The 19,050-nt window shown below is 58.7% G+C and carries 17 protein-coding genes and 3 tRNA genes; 19 read left to right on the forward strand and 1 reads right to left on the reverse strand.

What is annotated here, in order from left to right; all coding sequences use genetic code 11:
• The first annotated feature begins 111 nt into the window (after positions 1-111).
• A complete protein-coding gene (gene hupB / locus ACZ47E_RS04420; RefSeq protein WP_003502360.1) occupies positions 112-387 on the forward strand; it encodes a DNA-binding protein HupB in 276 nt (91 codons plus the stop codon).
• Positions 388-728: 341 nt separating this feature from the next.
• The gene (locus ACZ47E_RS04425; RefSeq protein ID WP_464016901.1) at positions 729-2,927 is read left to right on the forward strand and encodes an esterase-like activity of phytase family protein; all 2,199 of its coding nucleotides are present in this window, start codon (positions 729-731) and stop codon (positions 2,925-2,927) included.
• A gap of 651 nt (positions 2,928-3,578) precedes the next feature.
• Here ACZ47E_RS04425 and ACZ47E_RS04430 read toward each other — a convergent pair.
• A tRNA-Val gene (locus tag ACZ47E_RS04430) sits at positions 3,579-3,654 on the reverse strand.
• Between the two features lie 447 nt (positions 3,655-4,101).
• On the opposite strand from ACZ47E_RS04430, the gene ACZ47E_RS04435 reads away from it, so the two are divergent.
• The 17 genes from ACZ47E_RS04435 (at position 4,102) to ACZ47E_RS04515 (ending at position 19,035) form a co-directional block, all read left to right on the forward strand.
• Positions 4,102-4,178: transfer RNA gene (locus tag ACZ47E_RS04435), tRNA-Asp, on the forward strand.
• A gap of 41 nt (positions 4,179-4,219) precedes the next feature.
• Positions 4,220-4,296 (forward strand) — tRNA-Asp (locus tag ACZ47E_RS04440).
• A 435-nt stretch (positions 4,297-4,731) separates the two neighbouring features.
• Positions 4,732-5,097, forward strand: a complete 366-nt coding sequence (locus ACZ47E_RS04445; protein WP_003496469.1) for an NADH-quinone oxidoreductase subunit A — start codon at positions 4,732-4,734, stop codon at positions 5,095-5,097.
• Positions 5,088-5,672, forward strand: coding sequence for a NuoB/complex I 20 kDa subunit family protein (locus tag ACZ47E_RS04450; protein ID WP_003496467.1), 585 nt, complete (start codon positions 5,088-5,090; stop codon positions 5,670-5,672). The genes ACZ47E_RS04445 and ACZ47E_RS04450 overlap by 10 nt, the downstream gene beginning before the upstream one ends.
• 20 nt (positions 5,673-5,692) lie before the next feature.
• On the forward strand, positions 5,693-6,295 hold the full coding sequence (locus tag ACZ47E_RS04455) for an NADH-quinone oxidoreductase subunit C (protein ID WP_004441311.1): 603 nt from the start codon (positions 5,693-5,695) through the stop codon (positions 6,293-6,295).
• Positions 6,292-6,720 carry a GFA family protein gene (locus ACZ47E_RS04460; RefSeq protein WP_004441314.1) on the forward strand — a complete coding sequence of 143 codons (429 nt, stop codon included), beginning with the start codon at positions 6,292-6,294 and terminating at the stop codon, positions 6,718-6,720. The genes ACZ47E_RS04455 and ACZ47E_RS04460 overlap by 4 nt, the downstream gene beginning before the upstream one ends.
• A 1-nt stretch (position 6,721) precedes the next feature.
• Entirely contained in the window at positions 6,722-7,912 is a 1,191-nt protein-coding gene (locus tag ACZ47E_RS04465) for an NADH-quinone oxidoreductase subunit D (RefSeq protein WP_004441317.1), read from the forward strand.
• Positions 7,912-8,172: a hypothetical protein gene (locus tag ACZ47E_RS04470; protein WP_184285427.1), complete on the forward strand. Its 261-nt coding sequence runs from the start codon at positions 7,912-7,914 to the stop codon at positions 8,170-8,172. The genes ACZ47E_RS04465 and ACZ47E_RS04470 overlap by 1 nt, the downstream gene beginning before the upstream one ends.
• Before the next feature lie 16 nt (positions 8,173-8,188).
• Positions 8,189-9,298, forward strand: a complete 1,110-nt coding sequence (locus ACZ47E_RS04475; protein ID WP_278067379.1) for an NADH-quinone oxidoreductase subunit E — start codon at positions 8,189-8,191, stop codon at positions 9,296-9,298.
• Between the two features lie 10 nt (positions 9,299-9,308).
• Positions 9,309-10,613, forward strand: a complete 1,305-nt coding sequence (nuoF, locus tag ACZ47E_RS04480; RefSeq protein WP_004441321.1) for an NADH-quinone oxidoreductase subunit NuoF — start codon at positions 9,309-9,311, stop codon at positions 10,611-10,613.
• 149 nt (positions 10,614-10,762) lie between these two features.
• Entirely contained in the window at positions 10,763-12,844 is a 2,082-nt protein-coding gene (gene nuoG / locus ACZ47E_RS04485; RefSeq protein ID WP_278067380.1) for an NADH-quinone oxidoreductase subunit NuoG, read from the forward strand.
• Positions 12,845-12,856: 12 nt separating this feature from the next.
• Positions 12,857-13,903 (forward strand): NADH-quinone oxidoreductase subunit NuoH, encoded by a 1,047-nt coding sequence (gene nuoH, locus ACZ47E_RS04490; RefSeq protein WP_004441324.1) that lies wholly within the window; start codon positions 12,857-12,859, stop codon positions 13,901-13,903.
• 36 nt (positions 13,904-13,939) lie between these two features.
• Positions 13,940-14,431, forward strand: a complete 492-nt coding sequence (nuoI, locus tag ACZ47E_RS04495; protein WP_004441327.1) for an NADH-quinone oxidoreductase subunit NuoI — start codon at positions 13,940-13,942, stop codon at positions 14,429-14,431.
• Between the two features lie 136 nt (positions 14,432-14,567).
• The gene (locus ACZ47E_RS04500) at positions 14,568-15,182 is read left to right on the forward strand and encodes an NADH-quinone oxidoreductase subunit J (RefSeq protein ID WP_278067381.1); all 615 of its coding nucleotides are present in this window, start codon (positions 14,568-14,570) and stop codon (positions 15,180-15,182) included.
• Between the two features lie 28 nt (positions 15,183-15,210).
• Complete coding sequence (gene nuoK / locus ACZ47E_RS04505) at positions 15,211-15,519, forward strand: NADH-quinone oxidoreductase subunit NuoK (protein ID WP_003521516.1); 309 nt, start codon at positions 15,211-15,213, stop codon at positions 15,517-15,519.
• 7 nt (positions 15,520-15,526) lie between these two features.
• Complete coding sequence (gene nuoL / locus ACZ47E_RS04510) at positions 15,527-17,524, forward strand: NADH-quinone oxidoreductase subunit L (RefSeq protein ID WP_004441331.1); 1,998 nt, start codon at positions 15,527-15,529, stop codon at positions 17,522-17,524.
• The gene (locus ACZ47E_RS04515; protein WP_278067382.1) at positions 17,524-19,035 is read left to right on the forward strand and encodes an NADH-quinone oxidoreductase subunit M; all 1,512 of its coding nucleotides are present in this window, start codon (positions 17,524-17,526) and stop codon (positions 19,033-19,035) included. Before nuoL ends, ACZ47E_RS04515 begins: the two co-directional genes overlap by 1 nt.
• Positions 19,036-19,050 lie beyond the last annotated feature (15 nt).

Below are 19,050 nucleotides of genomic sequence, written 5' to 3' on the forward strand. Positions count from 1 at the left end.
CCCCTTGTTTTTCAGGCGATTCCAGCGCTTTTGAGTTGCTGCGCGCGGATACGAACGTATTCTGCGCCGGCTTAATTTGAGTCGTTTCAAACCATTGAAAGGGGTGGAAACATGAACAAGAACGAGCTCGTCTCTGCTGTTGCCGAAAAGGCTGGTCTCACGAAGGCAGATGCTGCTTCCGCTGTTGATGCCGTATTCGAAACCGTACAGAGCGAACTGAAGAACGGTGGCGATATCCGCCTCGCCGGCTTTGGCAGCTTCTCCGTCAGCCGTCGTGAAGCCTCCAAGGGCCGTAACCCTTCCACGGGTGCTGAAGTCGATATCCCGGCTCGCAACGTTCCGAAGTTCTCCGCAGGCAAGGGCCTGAAGGACGCCGTCAACTCGTAAGGTTTCCGGAAAGCCGTAACGCCCGCGGCGGGCGGCGGCTTTTCAGGTTCACGAGGAAGCATGTTTTGACGCGCTCACGCCATCAACCGGTCTAAGGAGCGTGCCTTTCGAAAGTTCTTTCGAGCGGCGCCGTTTATGCCGAATGGTATGGAATGAAAGTCGGGCGTGCCTGTGTAGCCTCCATCCGGACACACGGCGTTTCGATATACGGAATATGCGCATAAACACGAAAGCCCGGCCTTTGCGGCCGGGCTTTTTGATTCCGGGCCATGAAGTGTCATGCCACTGTCATGTCCGTGACGCAGAAGCCTTGGGATATTTCTGAACCCAAGGGGGATAAAATGGCGTTCCGATTTTCTCAGATGGCCTTGACCGCGGCTCTGCTTACATCTGCAGCCTTTCCGGCGGCCGCAGAGCCGGTTTTTAACCGCATTGCTTCTTTCCCGGTAGCGAAGAACCTGCCCGCGGACAAGGACGCCAAGTCCGTGACCTCGGCTGAAATCATCACCGCCAGCGAAGACGGCAAGACGCTGATCTATTCGGACAGCCCGCTCGGCGGCATCGGCTTCATCGACATCACCGATGCCAAGGCTCCCAAGGCCGGCGGCGCATTGCTGCTGGAAGGTGAGCCGACCTCCGTTGCCGTTGCCGGTCTCAAGGTTCTCGCCGGCGTCAATACCTCGGAAAACCGCGCCAAGCCCTCCGGCAAGCTCGTGACTGTCGATATCGCTGCCAAGAAGATCGAAGCGAGCTGTGATCTCGGCGGTCAACCGGATTCAGTCGCGGTGTCTCCGGATAAAACCTTTGCCGCCATCGCTATCGAAAACGAACGTGATGAAGAGGTGAACGAAGGCGCTCTGCCGCAGATGCCAGCCGGTTATTTAGTCACTGTCGGCCTGAAGGACGGCGTTGCCGACTGCGCGACGCTGAAGAAGATCGACGTTACCGGTCTCGCCGAGATTTCCCCTGAAGATCCGGAACCGGAATTCGTCTCGATCAATGCCAATGGCGAGATCGCGCTGACGCTGCAGGAAAACAACCATATCGTCATCATCGACGGCAAGACCGGCACGGTGAAGACGCATTTCTCTGCCGGCACCGTCAATCTGGAAGGCATCGACACCAAGACCGATGGCCAGCTGAAATTCACCGACAAGCAGGAAGGCCGCAAGCGCGAACCTGACGCCGTCAAGTGGCTGGACAATGACCGTATCGTCATCGCCAACGAGGGCGACTGGCAGGGCGGTGCACGCGGCTTCACCATTTTCGACAAGACCGGCAAGCTCCTTTATGAAGCCGGCGCTTCGCTCGAGCACGCGGTAGCGGCCATTGGCCACTATCCGGAAAAACGCTCTAAGGCCAAGGGCATCGAGCCGGAGGGTCTGGAAACGGCGACCTTCGATGGTCAAAAGTACTTCTTCGTGCTTGCCGAGCGCGCTTCCATTGCCGCTGTTTACAAGGATACCGGCGCAGAGCCGCAGCTCACGCAGCTCCTGCCTTCAGGCATTTCGCCGGAAGGCGCTGTCGCCATCCCCGCGCGCAACCTCCTCGTCACGGCCAATGAGGCTGATCTGGTGGAAGACGGCGGCGCCCGCTCGCATGTCATGATCTATGAACGCGCCGAGGGCGAGCTGGCCTATCCGCAGCTGGTATCCGCCACTGTCGATGGTGCGCCTATCGGCTGGGGCGCTCTTTCGGGTCTGGTAGGCGATGCCGAGAAGCCTGGCATCCTCTATGCCGTGTCCGACTCGGTCTATGGTAACCAGCCGTCGATCTACACCATCGACGCGACCAAGAAGCCCGCCACCATCACCAACGTGCTGCGTGTCAAGCGCGACGGCATTGCGGCGCAGAAGCTTGACATCGAAGGCATCACGCTGGATGGCAAGGGAGGGTTCTGGCTGGCCTCCGAAGGCGACAGCGCCAAGCTTGTTCCGCATGCGCTCTACAACGTCAATGCCAAGGGTGAAATCAAGGCCGAAATCGCCTTGCCAAAGGAACTGCTCGCCGGCGATACCCGCTTCGGTTTCGAAGGCGTTACCATGATCGGCAAGGGCGATGACGCGACGCTGTGGATGGCCGTGCAGCGCGAATGGGGCACCGACGAGAAGGGCTTCGTCAAGCTCGTCTCCTATAATCCGAAGTCCAAGGAATGGGGCGCCGTGCGCTACCCGCTCGATAAGACCGAAGCCGGTTGGGTCGGCCTGTCAGAAATCACCGCACAGGGCGACAATGTCTATATCGTCGAGCGCGACAACCAGATCGGTGACAAGGCCAAGATCAAGAAGCTCTACCGCGTGGCGATTGCCGACCTGAAGCCGGGCAAGATCGGTGGCGAATTGCCGCTGGTCACCAAGCAGGAGGCCCATGACTTCCTGCCCGACCTCAAGGCCCAGACCAACGGCTATGTCGTCGACAAGCTGGAAGGCTTCACCTTCGACAAGGCGGGAACGGCCTATGCCGTGACAGATAATGACGGCGTCGATGATTCTTCCGGCGAGACGCTGTTCTTCAAGGTCGAGATGAAGGCGGTCAACTGATTGCACACGACAGCGCCGCAACGGAAAAAGCCGGGCATAGCCCGGCTTTTTTAATGCGGTATGGGTCTGAATGCCGGGCGTTTATACGATACGTCATATGCAAGCCCTCAAAAGGCATTGCCGCTTCGCATCGGTGATCGAAAGTTCTCTCCGGAGGTCGTCCGGGATAATGGTGCGATCCCAGCGCCCGGATCACCGCCCCATGGAATTCTTGTTTTTGGAAATATCTGGTTTCTCCGAATCCTGCTGGACCCAGCGGAAAAAAATGTAAACAGGCAGCGCAATAAGCGCGAGTGTAACAAACGCGTCGAGTGACATGGTTTCATCCATCAGTTCCACCGCTCATCATGAAACGGCCTGAAAACAATGCCCGAAATCTCTTTAAAAATTCTAAATCTGCTTATTTTTCGGTATGTTGCGGGGTGAAACAGGGATGGCTGCGGCTGTGCGAATCTGAAACGAAAGTCCCGGTTTGGCACGGCGCGGCAACTGGGAAATGTGATTCTACACCGCAGTAACGCGCGACCATGGCCCTTCCATGCCACCGAGGGCAGGGGCTGCGCATCGAAGCCAAGCATACATGGTGAAGCGCAACCGCGTACGGTTCAAACCGCGATCGGCGAGGCTGCTTTAAATCACTGTGAGAAGGAATGGTGGGCGATGAGAGACTCGAACTCCCGACATCCTCGGTGTAAACGAGGCGCTCTACCAACTGAGCTAATCGCCCTTCGCGTCTTGCGGATCATGTCCGCCGCGTCGGTGGCCGTGATGTATTCGGATCGGAAAAAAACCGCAAGGGCTTTTGTGAAGTTTTTTTGTTTTTTTTCGGGGAGGTTTTTCCCTCCACCGAAGGGGAGGGCCAAAAAGCCGGGAACTGCGGGCTTTTTGGTAAATTCAGAAACCAATGACGTCATGACGGCCCCGTAGAAATGACGTTGATAAAGCGGCTGGCTGTGGACAAGTTTTTTGTTTTCGTTGGGAAAAGCCCGCAAAACAGGGCATTTGCTGGAGCGTCGATAAAAGGCCCCAGGGTTTTTCCTGATCAAAATGAAAAAGCTTATTCTTTTGTCGTGAAACCTGCTTGACACCCCCGCACGAACGCCGTAGTTAGCCGCTCAACGAACAGCCGAGGCTGGTTCGTACGGCGGAACCAAGGTTCTGTCCGTCAGGATAAGCGGGTGTAGCTCAGTTGGTTAGAGTGCCGGCCTGTCACGCCGGAGGTCGCGGGTTCGAGCCCCGTCACTCGCGCCATCCTGTTCCTCGGAAAAAACGCAGATGAATGTCTGTGGAGCGCGGGTGTAGCTCAGTCGGTTAGAGTGCCGGCCTGTCACGCCGGAGGTCGCGGGTTCGAGCCCCGTCACTCGCGCCATTTCTCTTTCTTGAAATGTCTCCATCTGAACAATCGATGCGCGGTCTGCGCGGCTTTGTCTTCAGCGATTCAGGTCTCTGATTCCGGCCGTTTCCCGCGGGATTTTTCCTGCTTTTATCAGTCAAGTTTCGATTTCCCGATATCGTCACTTCGCCAACGTTTGGGCGTAAAAATCGTGTGACTTTTTTGCGGTTGCGTCCTTCAATCGATTATTATTGTATTTGAGGGGCTTAGGTCGGAAATGTGGCCCAAATTTGCGTCAATTCCGGCAATATTGTTGCCAATCAATGCGGCAGGTGTCTTGAAATGGTGCCTAAACTCTTGCAGAGAGGGCGCGGCTGCGCTAACCACTTTGGCGTTGCAACATATTTGTCCGCTCTTTGAGACTAAGGTCACAAAGGCAGGCCCGGCACCCGGCCGGGCAGGGAAGAGACCATGACTGAACTCCTCAGTTCCTACATTCCGATCGCAATATTCATCGGTATCGCTCTTGTCATCGGCCTGGCGCTTCTGATCGCGCCTTTCGCTGTCGCTTACAAGGCGCCGGACCCGGAAAAGCTCTCCGCTTTCGAGTGCGGTTTCAACGCCTTCGACGATGCCCGCATGAAGTTCGATATCCGCTTTTATCTGGTGTCGATTCTGTTCATCATCTTTGACCTTGAAGTCGCGTTCCTGTTCCCATGGGCGGTGTCTTTCGGTGAGATGGGCTGGTTCGGTTTCTGGTCGATGATGGTGTTCCTCCTCGTTCTCACCATCGGCTTTATCTATGAGTGGAAGAAGGGAGCGCTGGAATGGGCATGAGCCAGAACAACAGCACGCTCGTCGCGCCGCAGCCGAAGGGGATCATCGATCCCTCAACCGGCAAGCCGGTTGGCAGCAACGATGCCTACTTCACTGAGATCAATGACGAGCTGGCCGACAAGGGCTTTCTCGTCACCTCGACAGACGAACTCATCACCTGGGCCCGTACCGGCTCGCTGATGTGGATGCAGTTCGGTCTTGCCTGCTGCGCCGTCGAAGGCCTGATGCAGGCTTCCGGTCCGCGTTACGACATGGAGCGCTTCGGTGTCGCCCCGCGCGCCTCGCCGCGCCAGTCGGACGTGATGATCGTCGCCGGCACGCTGACCAACAAGATGGCTCCGGCTCTGCGCAAGGTCTATGACCAGATGCCGGAACCGCGTTACGTCATCTCCATGGGTTCCTGCGCCAATGGCGGCGGTTATTACCATTATTCCTACGCCGTCGTGCGCGGCTGCGATCGCGTCGTGCCGGTGGATATCTACGTTCCGGGCTGTCCCCCCACGGCTGAAGCGCTGCTTTACGGCGTGCTTCTGCTGCAGAAAAAGATCCGGCGTACCGGTACGATCGAGCGTTAAGGGCAAAGGACGGATTTAGAATGAGCGAAGCTCTCAACGATCTTGCTGCTTACGTTAAGGAAGCGCGCGGTTCACTCGTGGTGTCGGCCGATATCGCCTATGGCGAGCTGACGCTGAACACGACGCCTGAAAGCGTAATCGCGCTTCTGACCTTCCTGCGCGACGATGTGCAGTGCGGATTCGTCAATATCATCGATATCTGCGGCGTTGACTGGCCGCAGCGCGAAAAGCGTTTCGATGTCGTCTATCATCTGCTGTCGCCGCGCCAGAATTTGCGCGTCCGCGTCAAGCTGCAGGTGGAGGAGGACGAGGGCGTTCCTTCTGCGACCTCCGTCTACATGGGCGCGGAGTGGTTCGAGCGTGAAGCCTGGGACATGTATGGCATTCCGTTTGAGGGCCATGCGGACCTTCGCCGCATCCTCACCGATTACGGTTTCGAAGGCCACCCGCTGCGCAAGGATTTCCCGGTTACCGGGTTTGTTGAAGTGCGTTACGATGACGTTCTGAAGCGCGTGCTTTATGAGCCGGTCGAGCTGAAGCAGGAATTCCGTAACTTCGACTTCCTTTCCCCTTGGGAAGGGACCGATTACGTTCTTCCTGGCGACGAAAAGGCCAAGCAATGAGCCAGGTCTCCGCGACAGAGCATGGGCAATGTCTTTGCGGCGCCGTCGGCCTTGAGGCCGTCATCGGCGCCCGCGAATTCGGCGTTTGCCATTGCTCCATGTGCCGCCGCTGGTCCGGCGGCGCGTTTCTGGCCGTCGAATGCGCTGATATCTCCGTCGAAAACGAAGAGAGCCTTGGCGTCTATTCCTCGTCGGAGTGGGGCGAGCGCTGCTTCTGCAAGAATTGCGGCAGCACGCTGATGTGGCGTTCCAAGGATGGCAAGCATTTTGCCGTGTCGCTGCAGGCTTTTGACAACCCTTCCAGTTTCAGGTTCGCGTCGCAGATTTTTACGGATGAAAAGCCTTCGAGCTATTCCTTCGCTGAGATCACGCAGAACATGACCGGCCCCGAATTCATCGCCATGATCACCTCGGCGGAGCACTAGAATGACTGAGCATAACGTCCGCAACTTCACGATCAACTTCGGTCCGGAACATCCCTCCGCGCACGGCGTGCTGCGTCTGGTTCTGGAACTGGACGGCGAAATCGTCGAGCGCGTTGATCCGCATATCGGTCTTCTGCATCGCGGAACCGAAAAGCTGATCGAGACGAAGACCTATCTGCAGGCCGTTCCTTACTTCGATCGTCTCGACTACGTCGCGCCGATGAACCAGGAGCACGCTTTCGCGCTCGCCGTCGAAAAGCTGCTCGGCCTCGAAATCCCGATGCGCGGCCAGCTGATCCGCGTTCTCTATTCGGAAATCGGCCGCATCCTCTCGCACATCATGAACGTGACCACGCAGGCCATGGACGTGGGCGCGATGACGCCGCCGGTCTGGGGCTTCGAAGAGCGCGAAAAGCTGATGGTGTTTTATGAGCGCGCCTGTGGCGCGCGCATGCACTCGGCCTATTTCCGCCCGGGCGGCGTCCACCAGGACCTGCCGCCGGAACTGGTTGACGATATCGGCAAGTGGTGCGATCCCTTTATCACCGTCCTCGACAATATCGAGGGCCTACTGACGGATAACCGCATCTATAAGCAGCGTAACGTCGATATCGGCGTCGTCTCGCTGGAAGATGCCTTTGCCTGGGGCTTTACGGGCGTGATGGTTCGCGGTTCCGGCGCTGCCTGGGATTTGCGTCGTTCGCAGCCTTATGAGTGCTATTCCGATCTGGAATTCGACATCCCTGTTGGCAAGAACGGCGACTGCTATGATCGTTACCTGATCCGCATGCAGGAAATGCGCGAATCCGTGAAGATCATGAAGCAGTGCGTCGAGCTTTTGTCCGGCAAGCACCGCATCGGCCCGGTCTCCTCGCTGGATGGCAAGGTGGTTCCGCCCAAGCGCGGTGAGATGAAGCGTTCGATGGAAGCGCTGATCCACCACTTCAAGCTCTACACCGAAGGTTACCACGTTCCCGCTGGCGAAGTTTACGCCGCCGTCGAAGCGCCAAAGGGCGAGTTCGGCGTGTATGTGGTTGCCGATGGTTCCAACAAGCCTTACCGCTGCAAGATCCGCGCTCCGGGCTATGCCCATCTGCAGGCGATGGATTTTCTGTGCAAGGGCCATCAGCTTGCCGACGTTACAGCCGTGCTCGGCTCTCTCGACATCGTGTTCGGGGAGGTCGACCGCTGATGCGTCTGCCGCTGGCCATTCCGGCTTTTCTCGCAGCGATGACGGCACCCGTTCTTGCCCAGACGGCAACGGGCGAGGGTGCTGTTGCGCTGTCGAGCGGCGGCTCTTCGACCATCAAGCAGCTTCTGTCGTCGGGATACGAGATCAAGGCCTCGGTTCCCAACGGCAGCAAGTTCATTGTGTTCATGCAAAAAGACAAGGCGGCTTATGCCTGCGAATTCGTCACGGTGGCGAGATCGCGGTGTGAGACGTTAAACTGAAAAGGCGTGAGGAAGTATGTCCATTCGTCGACTAGCCGAAGATCAGTTCCAGCCCGTGGCATTTGCCTTCAACGCGGAAAACACCGCATGGGCTGAAAAGACGATCAAAAAATACCCCGAGGGACGTCAGCAATCAGCGGTCATCCCGCTGCTCATGCGTGCCCAGGAGCAGGATGGCTGGGTTACCCGCGCCGCCATTGAAAAAGTCGCAGACATGCTGGACATGGCCTATATCCGTGTTCTTGAGGTCGCGACCTTCTATACGCAGTTCCAGCTGAAGCCGGTCGGCACGCGTGCCCACGTTCAGGTCTGCGGCACCACGCCCTGCATGCTGCGCGGCTCCGAAGCGCTGATGGATGTCTGCCGCAAGAAGATCCATCACGATCCGCTGCACACCAATGAGAGCGGCACGCTTTCCTGGGAAGAGGTGGAATGTCAGGGCGCCTGCGTCAACGCGCCGATGGTCATCATCTTCAAGGATGCCTATGAAGACCTGACGCCCGAGCGTCTGGAAGAGATCATCGATGCTTTCGAGGCAGGCAAGGGCGACACCGTCAAGACAGGCCCCCAGATCGACCGTCACCAGTCCGTGCCCGTTGGCGGCCTGACGACCCTGACGGAAGAGATCAAGCCTGACCGTTCCAATCTCGACAAGCCGGCTGAAGTGCCAGCGGATGCCGCACAGGTTCCGCCGTCCAACGCCGCCAAGCCGAAGACGGATGCGCCGGAAACCGATCCGAAGCTGAAGACGCCGGCCAACGAGCCCAAGGCTGCTGCTGAAAACGCAAAGGCTGGCGAAAAGGAATCGGTCGGCAAGGAAGCGGCAGCATCAAAGCCGTCGCTGGATTCCGCGGATCGTCCGGCAGGCATCGAAAAGCCAGCTGCCCCTGATGACCTGAAGCTCATTTCCGGCGTCGGCCCCAAGATTGAGGGTACGCTGAACGAGCTCGGCATCTTCACCTATGCGCAGATCGCCGGCTGGAAGCAGGCCGAATGCGACTGGGTCGATGGATATCTGAATTTCAAGGGCCGTATCGGCCGTGATGACTGGGTCAAGCAGGCCGAGGCGCTCGCCAAGGGTGGCGAAGCCGAGTATATCAGGGTCTTCGGCAAGAAGCCGCGGTAAGAGGTGAAGCATGTTAAAAGATCAGGATCGCATCTTTACCAATCTCTACGGCCTCAAGGACAAATCCCTGAAAGGCGTGCTGGCGCGCGGCCACTGGGACGGCACCAAGCAGATCATCGAAAAGGGCCGTGACTGGATCATCAACGAGATGAAGGCTTCGGGCCTTCGCGGTCGCGGCGGCGCTGGCTTCCCGACGGGTCTCAAGTGGTCCTTCATGCCGAAGGAAAATGACGGCCGTCCTCATTATCTCGTCGTTAACGCCGATGAATCCGAGCCCGGCACCTGCAAGGACCGCGAAATCCTGCGCAACGATCCGCACACGCTGATCGAAGGCTGCGTGATCGCCGGTTTCGCCATGGGTGCGCACACCGCTTACATCTATGTTCGCGGCGAATATATGCGCGAACGTGAGGCTCTTCAGGCGGCCATCGACGAATGTTACGATGCCGGTCTGCTCGGCGGTAACAACAAGAATGGCTGGGATTTCGACATCTACGTGCATCACGGCGCGGGCGCCTATATCTGCGGCGAAGAGACGGCACTGCTCGAAAGCCTTGAAGGCAAAAAGGGCCAGCCGCGTCTGAAGCCGCCGTTCCCGGCCAATATGGGTCTTTACGGCTGCCCGACGACCGTCAACAACGTTGAATCGATCGCGGTTGCCCCGACCATTCTGCGCCGCGGCGCTGCCTGGTTCTCGTCCATCGGCCGTCCCAACAACGTCGGCACCAAGCTGTTCATGGTCTCCGGCCATGTCGAGCGTCCCTGCACATTCGAAGACGCGCTCGGCCTGTCCTTCCGCGAGCTGATCGAGCACCATTGCGGTGGCATTCGTGGCGGCTGGGACAATCTGCTCGGCGTCATCCCCGGCGGCGCTTCCTGCCCCATCGTTCGCGGTGAGGACATGAAGGACGCCATCATGGATTTCGACGGCATGCGCGAAGTGAAATCCTCCTTCGGCACCGGCGGCATGATCGTCATGGACAAGTCCACCGACGTCATCAAGGCGATCGCTCGCATCGCGGCCTTCTTCAAGCATGAAAGCTGCGGCCAGTGCACGCCATGCCGTGAAGGCACGGGCTGGATGTGGCGCGTGCTGGAGCGCATGGTCAAGGGCAATGCGCAGAAGCGCGAAATCGACATGCTGTTCGAAGTGACGAAGCAGATCGAAGGCCACACCATCTGTGCGCTCGGCGACGCCGCCGCATGGCCGGTACAGGCGCTGATCCGCAATTTCCGTCCGGAAATCGAAAAGCGCATCGACCAATATACCTACAGGGCCATGGATGATGGCGCTGTTCTGGAAGCCGCTGAATAAGCACCAAGGCTTCGGGCGGAGCCGGAGATTTCCGGCCTCGCGACACCATGAAGCGCCTGGCAGACATCATCAGTGCCGGGCGTGATTAAGGATTTGTTGCGGACCGTGTGAGACATGGGACGAACAGGCAACAGGACGTAAGTAGAACCATGGCAAAGCTCAAGGTTGACGGTAAAGAGATCGAGGTTCCGGATCATTTCACGCTGTTGCAGGCGTGCGAGGAGGCTGGCGCCGAAGTTCCGCGCTTTTGTTTTCATGAGCGCTTGTCGGTCGCGGGTAACTGCCGCATGTGTCTCATCGAGGTAAAGGGCGGACCGCCGAAGCCGGCCGCTTCCTGCGCCATGGGCGTGCGCGACGTTCGCGGCGGCCCGAACGGCGAATTGCCTGAGGTTTTCACCAACACGCCGATGGTCAAGAAGGCCCGCGAAGGCGTGATGGAATTCCTGCTCATCAACCATCCGCTGGATTGCCCGATCTGCGACCAGGGCGGCGAATGCGACCTGCAGGACCAGGCCATGGCCTTCGGTATCGCCGGTTCGCGTTATGCGGAAAACAAGCGCGCGGTTGAAGACAAATATATCGGACCGCTCGTCAAGACGGTCATGAACCGCTGCATTCACTGCACGCGCTGCGTCCGTTTCACCACGGAAGTGGCTGGCATTGCCGAACTCGGCCTCATCGGCCGTGGCGAAGATGCCGAAATCACCACCTATCTCGAGCAGGCGATGACCTCGGAGCTGCAGGGCAACGTCGTTGACCTTTGCCCCGTCGGCGCGCTCACCTCCAAGCCTTTCGCCTTCACGGCCCGTCCGTGGGAACTGAACAAGACCGAAACCATCGACGTGATGGATGCGCTCGGTTCGGCCATCCGCGTCGATACCCGCGGCCGCGAAGTCATGCGTGTCATGCCGCGTGTCAACGAGGCCATCAACGAAGAGTGGATTTCCGACAAGAGCCGCTTCATCTGGGACGGCCTGAAGACTCAGCGCCTCGACCGGCCTTACGTCCGCAAGGATGGCCGCCTGCAGCCCGCAACCTGGGGCGAAGCCTTCGGTGCGATCAAGCAGGCTGTGGCTGCGACCTCAGGCAACAAGATCGGCGCGATTGCCGGCGATCTGTCGTCCGTCGAAGAAATGTTCGCGCTGAAGTCGCTTCTCGCGTCGCTCGGCTCGGCCAATGTTGATTGCCGCCAGGATGGCGCAGTGCTTGACCCGTCGCTCGGCCGCGCCAGCTACCTGTTCAATTCCACCATCGAAGGTATCGAACAGGCGGACGCCCTGCTGATCGTTGGCTCCAACCCGCGTTACGAAGCAGCTGTCCTCAACGCCCGCATCCGCAAGCGCTGGCGTCGCGGCGGTTTCCCGATCGGTGTGATCGGTGAAGCCGGTGAGCTGCGTTACAATTACGAATATCTCGGCTCGGGCGCTGAAACACTGTCCGATCTCGCCAATGGTTCGCACAGCTTCGTTGACAAGCTGAAGTCCGCCAAGAATCCGCTGATCATCATTGGTCAGGGCGCATTGTCCCGTGCTGATGGCGCTGCCGTTCTTGCCGCCGCTGCCAAGCTCGCCACCTCCGTCGGCGCTGTCACCGAAGAGTGGAATGGCTTCTCGGTCCTGCACACTGCCGCTGCCCGCGTTGGTGGTCTCGATATCGGCTTCGTGCCGGGTGAGGGCGGTGTTGCTGCAGCAGACATGGTCGCCTCGATGGATGTTCTCTTCCTGCTCGGCGCCGATGAACTCGACCTGTCGAATAAGGGTGCGAAGTTCACCGTCTATATCGGCAGCCATGGCGATCAGGGTGCAATGAACGCCGACGTCATCCTTCCGGGTGCGGCCTATACGGAGAAGTCCGGTATCTGGGTCAACACCGAAGGTCGCGTTCAGGTCGGCAACCGTGCCGGTTTCGCACCGGGCGAGGCCCGCGAAGACTGGGCGATCCTGCGTGCGCTGTCCGACGTCCTCGGCAAGAAGCTGCCGTTCGATTCGCTGTCTGCCCTGCGCGGCCAGCTCTACGTCGCGCATCCGCATCTGGCGGAAACCGACGAGATCGTTGCCGGCAAGGCTTCGGATATCGAGGCTCTGGCTGCTAAAACCGGCTCTCTCGTGAAGTCGGCGTTTGCTTCGCCGGTAAAAGACTTTTATTTGACGAACCCGATTGCGCGCGCCTCTGCCGTCATGGCCGAGTGCTCCGCATTGGCCCGCAACAATTTCCAGGCTGCGGCAGAGTAAGGGTAGGGGATTATGGAATCGTTTTTCTGGAGCTACGTCTGGCCCGCGCTGATCATGGTCGGCCAGTCCCTGCTGCTTCTCGTTTGCCTTCTGGTGGCCATCGCCTTCCTGCTGCTTGCAGACCGCAAGGTCTGGGCGGCCGTACAGCTGCGCCGTGGTCCGAACGTCGTTGGTCCCTTCGGTCTTTTCCAGTCCTTCGCTGACCTCTTGAAGTTCATCCTGAAGGAGCCCGTTATCCCGGCCGGCGCCAACAAGGCGGTCTTCCTGCTGGCGCCGCTGGTTGCCGTGACGCTGGCGCTCGCCACCTATGCCGTCATTCCCTTCAATGAAGGCTGGGTCGTCGCGAATATCAATGTCGGCATTCTCTACATCTTCGCGATCTCGTCGCTTGAAGTGTACGGCATCATCATGGGCGGCTGGGCTTCGAACTCGAAATATCCGTTCCTCGGCGCGCTGCGTTCGGCGGCACAGATGGTTTCCTACGAAGTCTCGATCGGTCTCGTCATCGTCACCGTTCTGCTTTGCGTTGGTTCGCTGAACCTCACGGATATCGTTCTGGCGCAGCGTACCGGCCTCGGCACCATGCTCGGCCTGCCGGCATCGTTCCTTGACTGGCACTGGCTGTCGCTGTTCCCGATGTTCATCGTGTTCTTCATTTCGGGTCTCGCCGAAACCAACCGTCCGCCCTTCGACCTTCCGGAAGCGGAATCGGAACTGGTTGCCGGTCACATGGTGGAATATGGCTCCACGCCGTACATGATGTTCATGCTCGGTGAATATGCTGCGATCGTTCTGATCTGCTGCCTGACGACCATCCTGTTCCTTGGCGGCTGGCTGCCGATCGTCGATGTATGGTTCCTGAACTGGGTGCCGGGCATCGTCTGGTTCGCCATCAAGGGCTGCATGGTCTTCTTCATGTTCGCTCTGGTGAAGGCCTTCGTTCCGCGTTACCGCTATGACCAGCTCATGCGCCTTGGCTGGAAGGTGTTCCTGCCGCTGTCGCTCGCCATGGTCGTTATTGTTGCATTCGTATTGAAGCTGACGGGGTGGGCCGGTTGATGTCTGAACTCCTCGCTCAAAGATCTGGAGACTGAGATGGCAAGCCTCTCCCAAGCCGTCAACTCGCTGTTCCTCAAGGAATTCGTCGGCGCGATCTTCCTGACCATGCGTCACTTCTTCAAGCAGAAGGCGACGATCAACTATCCGTTCGAGAAGGGTCCGGTCTCGCCGCGCTTCCGTGGTGAACACGCGCTGCGCCGTTATCCGAACGGTGAAGAACGCTGCATCGCCTGCAAGCTGTGTGAGGCGATCTGTCCTGCTCAGGCGATCACCATCGAAGCCGGCCCGCGTCGCAACGACGGCACCCGCCGCACGGTGCGTTACGATATCGACATGGTGAAGTGCATCTATTGCGGCTTCTGCCAGGAAGCCTGCCCGGTGGACGCCATCGTCGAGGGCCCGAACTTCGAATTCGCGACGGAAACCCGCGAAGAGCTTTATTTCGACAAGCAGAAGCTTCTCGACAATGGCGACCGCTGGGAGCGTGAAATCGCGCGCAACCTCGCACTGGATGCACCTTACCGTTAAGGTGCAACCGTCTTTCCGGGGAGCAACCCCGGAGAGCGATGAAAAGTAAAATGCCTGCGCGGTTTTCGCCGGCGGGGACGAAACGGGCGAGGGGGCTTCCGGCCATTTCTCCCGATGAGGACAAGAAGGCACCAAAATGGGTCTGCACGCTGTATTCTTTTATATATTCGCTTTCGTCGCCGTGGCGTCTGCGTTCATGGTCATCGCATCGAAGAACCCTGTTCATTCGGTGCTGTTTCTGATCCTGACCTTCTTCAACGCAGCTGCGCTGTTCCTGCTGACGGGAGCCGAATTCCTCGGCATGATCCTGCTGGTGGTTTATGTCGGCGCCGTGGCGGTGCTCTTCCTCTTCGTCGTCATGATGCTGGATGTGGATTTCGCCGAGCTTCGCTCCGGCGTGCTGCAATATGCGCCTGTTGGCGCACTGATCGGCGTCATTCTTGCGGCTGAGCTGATCGCCGTCGTGGGCGGCAGCGTGCTCAACCCGCAGGCGGCCAAGTCCATCACCATGCCGATCCCGCCGGTTGCCGAACGCACCAATACGGCCGCGCTCGGTGACGTGCTCTATACCAATTACGTCTACTTCTTCCAGCTCGCCGGCCTCGTGCTGCTGGTGGCCATGATCGGCGCCATCGTGCTGACGCTGCGTCATCGCACCGACATCAAGCGGCAGGACATTGCCACGCAGGTCGGCCGTGACCCCAAGACCGCGGTTACCACGGTCAAGGTCAAGCCGGGCCAGGGCATCTGAGGCGCGAACGGATCCAAGGAAACAGAATATGGAAATTGGTCTTTCCCACTACCTGACGGTCAGCGCGATCCTCTTCACGATCGGCGTCTTCGGCATCTTCCTCAACCGGAAGAACGTCATCGTCATCCTGATGTCGATCGAACTCATTTTGCTCGCGGTCAACATCAACATGGTGGCCTTCTCGGCATTCCTGAACGATATCGTCGGCCAGGTCTTCGCCCTGTTCATTCTGACCGTTGCAGCCGCTGAAGCGGCGATCGGTCTTGCAATACTCGTTGTCTTCTACCGCAACCGCGGATCGATCGCCGTGGAAGACGTCAATATGATGAAGGGCTGATAAAGCTATGATCTACAAGGCTATCGTCTTTCTTCCACTGATCGGCTTCCTGATTGCGGGCCTCTTCGGCCGCTCCATCGGCGCCAAGGCATCGGAATATGTCACCACCGGTCTGATGATCGTGGTTGCCATCCTGTCCTGGATCGTGTTCTTCAATGTCGCACTCGCCCATGGCGAGCCGGGCGAGGTGATCAAGGTCACCGTGCTGCGCTGGATCCAGTCGGGCGGTATCGACGTCGAGTGGGCGTTCCGCATCGACACGCTGACGGCCGTCATGTTCGTCGTGGTCAACACCGTCTCGACGCTGGTGCACCTCTATTCGATCGGATACATGCACCACGATCCGCATCGTCCGCGCTTCTTCGCCTATCTCTCGCTTTTCACCTTCGCAATGCTGATGCTGGTGACTTCCGACAACCTGCTGCAGATGTTCTTCGGCTGGGAAGGCGTGGGTCTGGCGTCCTATCTGCTGATCGGCTTCTGGTTCAAGAAGCCGTCCGCATCGGCTGCCGCGATGAAGGCCTTCATCGTCAACCGCGTCGGTGACTTCGGCTTCATCCTCGGCATCTCCGGCGTCTTCGTGCTGTTCGGCTCGATCAACTTCGAAACCATCTTTGCTGCCGCCGGCACTTATCTGCCGGCTGAGGGCGCTGCCTCGACCGAAACCGTCATCAACCTGTTCGGCATGCAGCTGGACAAAGCCAATGCGATGACGGGCGTCTGCCTGCTGCTCTTCATGGGCGCCATGGGTAAGTCGGCGCAGTTCCTGCTGCACACCTGGCTGCCGGACGCGATGGAAGGCCCAACCCCGGTTTCGGCGCTTATTCATGCCGCAACCATGGTCACCGCCGGTGTCTTCCTCGTCGCCCGCATGTCGCCGCTGTTTGAACTCTCGCATGATGCCTTGACCGTCGTGACGCTGATCGGCGCGATCACCGCCTTCTTCGCGGCGACCGTCGGTCTGGTGCAGAACGACATCAAGCGCGTTATCGCCTATTCGACCTGCTCGCAGCTCGGTTACATGTTCGTGGCGCTTGGCGTCGGTGCTTACGGCGCTGCCGTGTTCCACCTCTTCACGCACGCCTTCTTCAAGGCCCTGCTGTTCTTGTGCGCCGGCTCTGTGATCCACGCCGTCGATGGCGAGCAGGACATGCGTTACATGGGCGGTCTGCGCAAGCACATCCCCATCACCTTCTGGACCATGACTGTCGGCACGCTGGCGCTGACCGGCGTTGGTATCCCGGGAACGATGATCGGTTTTGCCGGCTTCTTCTCGAAGGACGTCATCATCGAATCCGCTTATGCCTCGCATTCGGTTCTGTCTGGTTTCGCCTTCACGCTGCTGGTCATCGCCGCGCTGTTCACCAGCTTCTACTCTTGGCGTCTCGCCTTCATGACCTTCTTCGGCAAGCCGCGTGCATCTGCCGACGTCATGCACCATGTGCATGAATCGCCGATGGTCATGCTGATCCCGCTCTTCATCCTCACCGTTGGCGCGATCTTCGCCGGCGTTGCCTTCGAAGGTTACTTCTTCGGCCACGAATATGCCGAATTCTGGAAGGGCGCTCTCTTCACGCTCCCGGAAAACGAGATCCTCGAAGAGTTCCACCATGTTCCGCTGTGGGTGAAGTGGAGCCCGTTCTTCGCAATGGCGCTTGGTTTCGTGACCGCCTGGTACATGTACATCAAGTCGCCGGAGACGCCGAAGCGTCTGGCCGAGACCCATCGTGGCCTCTACCAGTTCCTTCTCAACAAGTGGTATTTCGACGAACTCTATGACTTCCTCTTCGTTCGTTCCGCAAAGGCGCTCGGCCGCTTCCTGTGGAAGAAGGGCGACGTCGCCGTCATCGACCACTATGGACCCAACGGCATTGCAGCGCGTGTGGTTGACGTGACCAACCGCATGGTCCGCCTGCAATCCGGTTACCTCTATCATTATGCCTTTGCGATGCTGATCGGCATCGCGGCGCTTGTCACCTGGATGATGCTCGGGAGTGCCCTCTGATGACCGATTGGCCCATTCTTTCAACGGTCACCTTTCTGCCGCTCGTCGGCGTGGTGCTCCTGCTTCTGACGAATGAGAACGGCCCCTATGGTCGCCGCAACATTCTCAATGTCTCGCTGCTGACGACCGTTTTCACTTTCATCGTGTCGCTGTTCATCTGGATCGGTTTCGACAATTCGAACCCTGGCTTCCAGATGGTCGAGAAGCATAAATGGTTCGGCAACATCGCCGCCTATCATCTCGGCGTCGATGGTATCTCCATGCTCTTCGTTATCCTCACCACTTTCCTCATGCCTTTCTGCGTGCTGGCAAGCTGGGATTCGGTCGAGAAGCGCATCAAGGAATACATGATCGCCTTCCTGCTGCTGGAAGTTGTCATGATCGGCGTCTTCGTGGCGCTGGATACCGTTCTCTTCTACGTCTTCTTCGAAGCGACGCTGATCCCGATGTTCATCATCATCGGCGTGTGGGGCGGCAAGGATCGCGTTTACGCCTCCTACAAGTTCTTCCTCTACACGCTGCTTGGCTCGGTTCTGACCATGCTCGCGATCATGGCCATGTACTGGCAGGCCGGCACGACCGATATGACGGAACTGCTGAAGTACGGCTTCCCGGCCGGCATGCAGACCTGGCTGTGGCTCGCCTGTTTTGCCGCCTTCTCGGTCAAGATGCCGATGTGGCCGGTGCACACCTGGCTGCCGGATGCCCACGTTCAGGCCCCGACCGCAGGTTCGGTCATTCTGGCTGGCGTCATGCTGAAGCTCGGCGGTTACGGTTTCATCCGCTTCTCGCTGTCGATGTTCCCGCTGGCGTCGGACTATTTCGCACCTTTCGTCTTTACGCTGTCGGTTCTCGCCATCATCTACACCTCGCTGGTGGCGATGATGCAGGACGACATCAAGAAGCTGATTGCCTACTCGTCTGTTGCCCACATGGGTTACGTCACGATGGGTATCTTCGCCGCCAACGTTCAGGGCGTGCAGGGCGCGATCTTCCAGATGCTGTCGCACGGTATCGTCTCGGGCGCGCTCTTCCTCTGCGTCGGCGTTGTTTACGACCGTCTGCATACCCGCGAAATCGCGGCCTATGGCGGTCTCGTCAACAACATGCCGAAATATGCGGTCGCCTTCATGATCTTCACCATGGCCAATGTAGGTCTGCCCGGCACATCCGGCTTCATCGGTGAATTCCTGACGCTGGTCGGTGTCTTCCGCGCCAACACGCTGGTTGCGCTGTTTGCCGCAACCGGTGTCATTCTCTCGGCCGCTTATGCGCTGTGGCTTTATCGCCGCGTGATCTTCGGTGCGCTGGAGAAGGAAAGCCTGAAGAGCCTGCTCGATCTCTCGACCCGCGAAAAGGTCATCCTTTATCCGCTGGTTGTGCTGACCATCTTCTTCGGCGTCTATCCGGCTCCGGTGTTCGATGCGACAGCCGCATCGGTCGATCTTCTGGTAAACAACTATACGGCTGCATTGCAGGCGGCGCAAAATGTTGCGCTCACTATGAATTGACGACAGGACCCGTTG

The organism is Agrobacterium sp. 5Ca39, assembly GCF_055382365.1.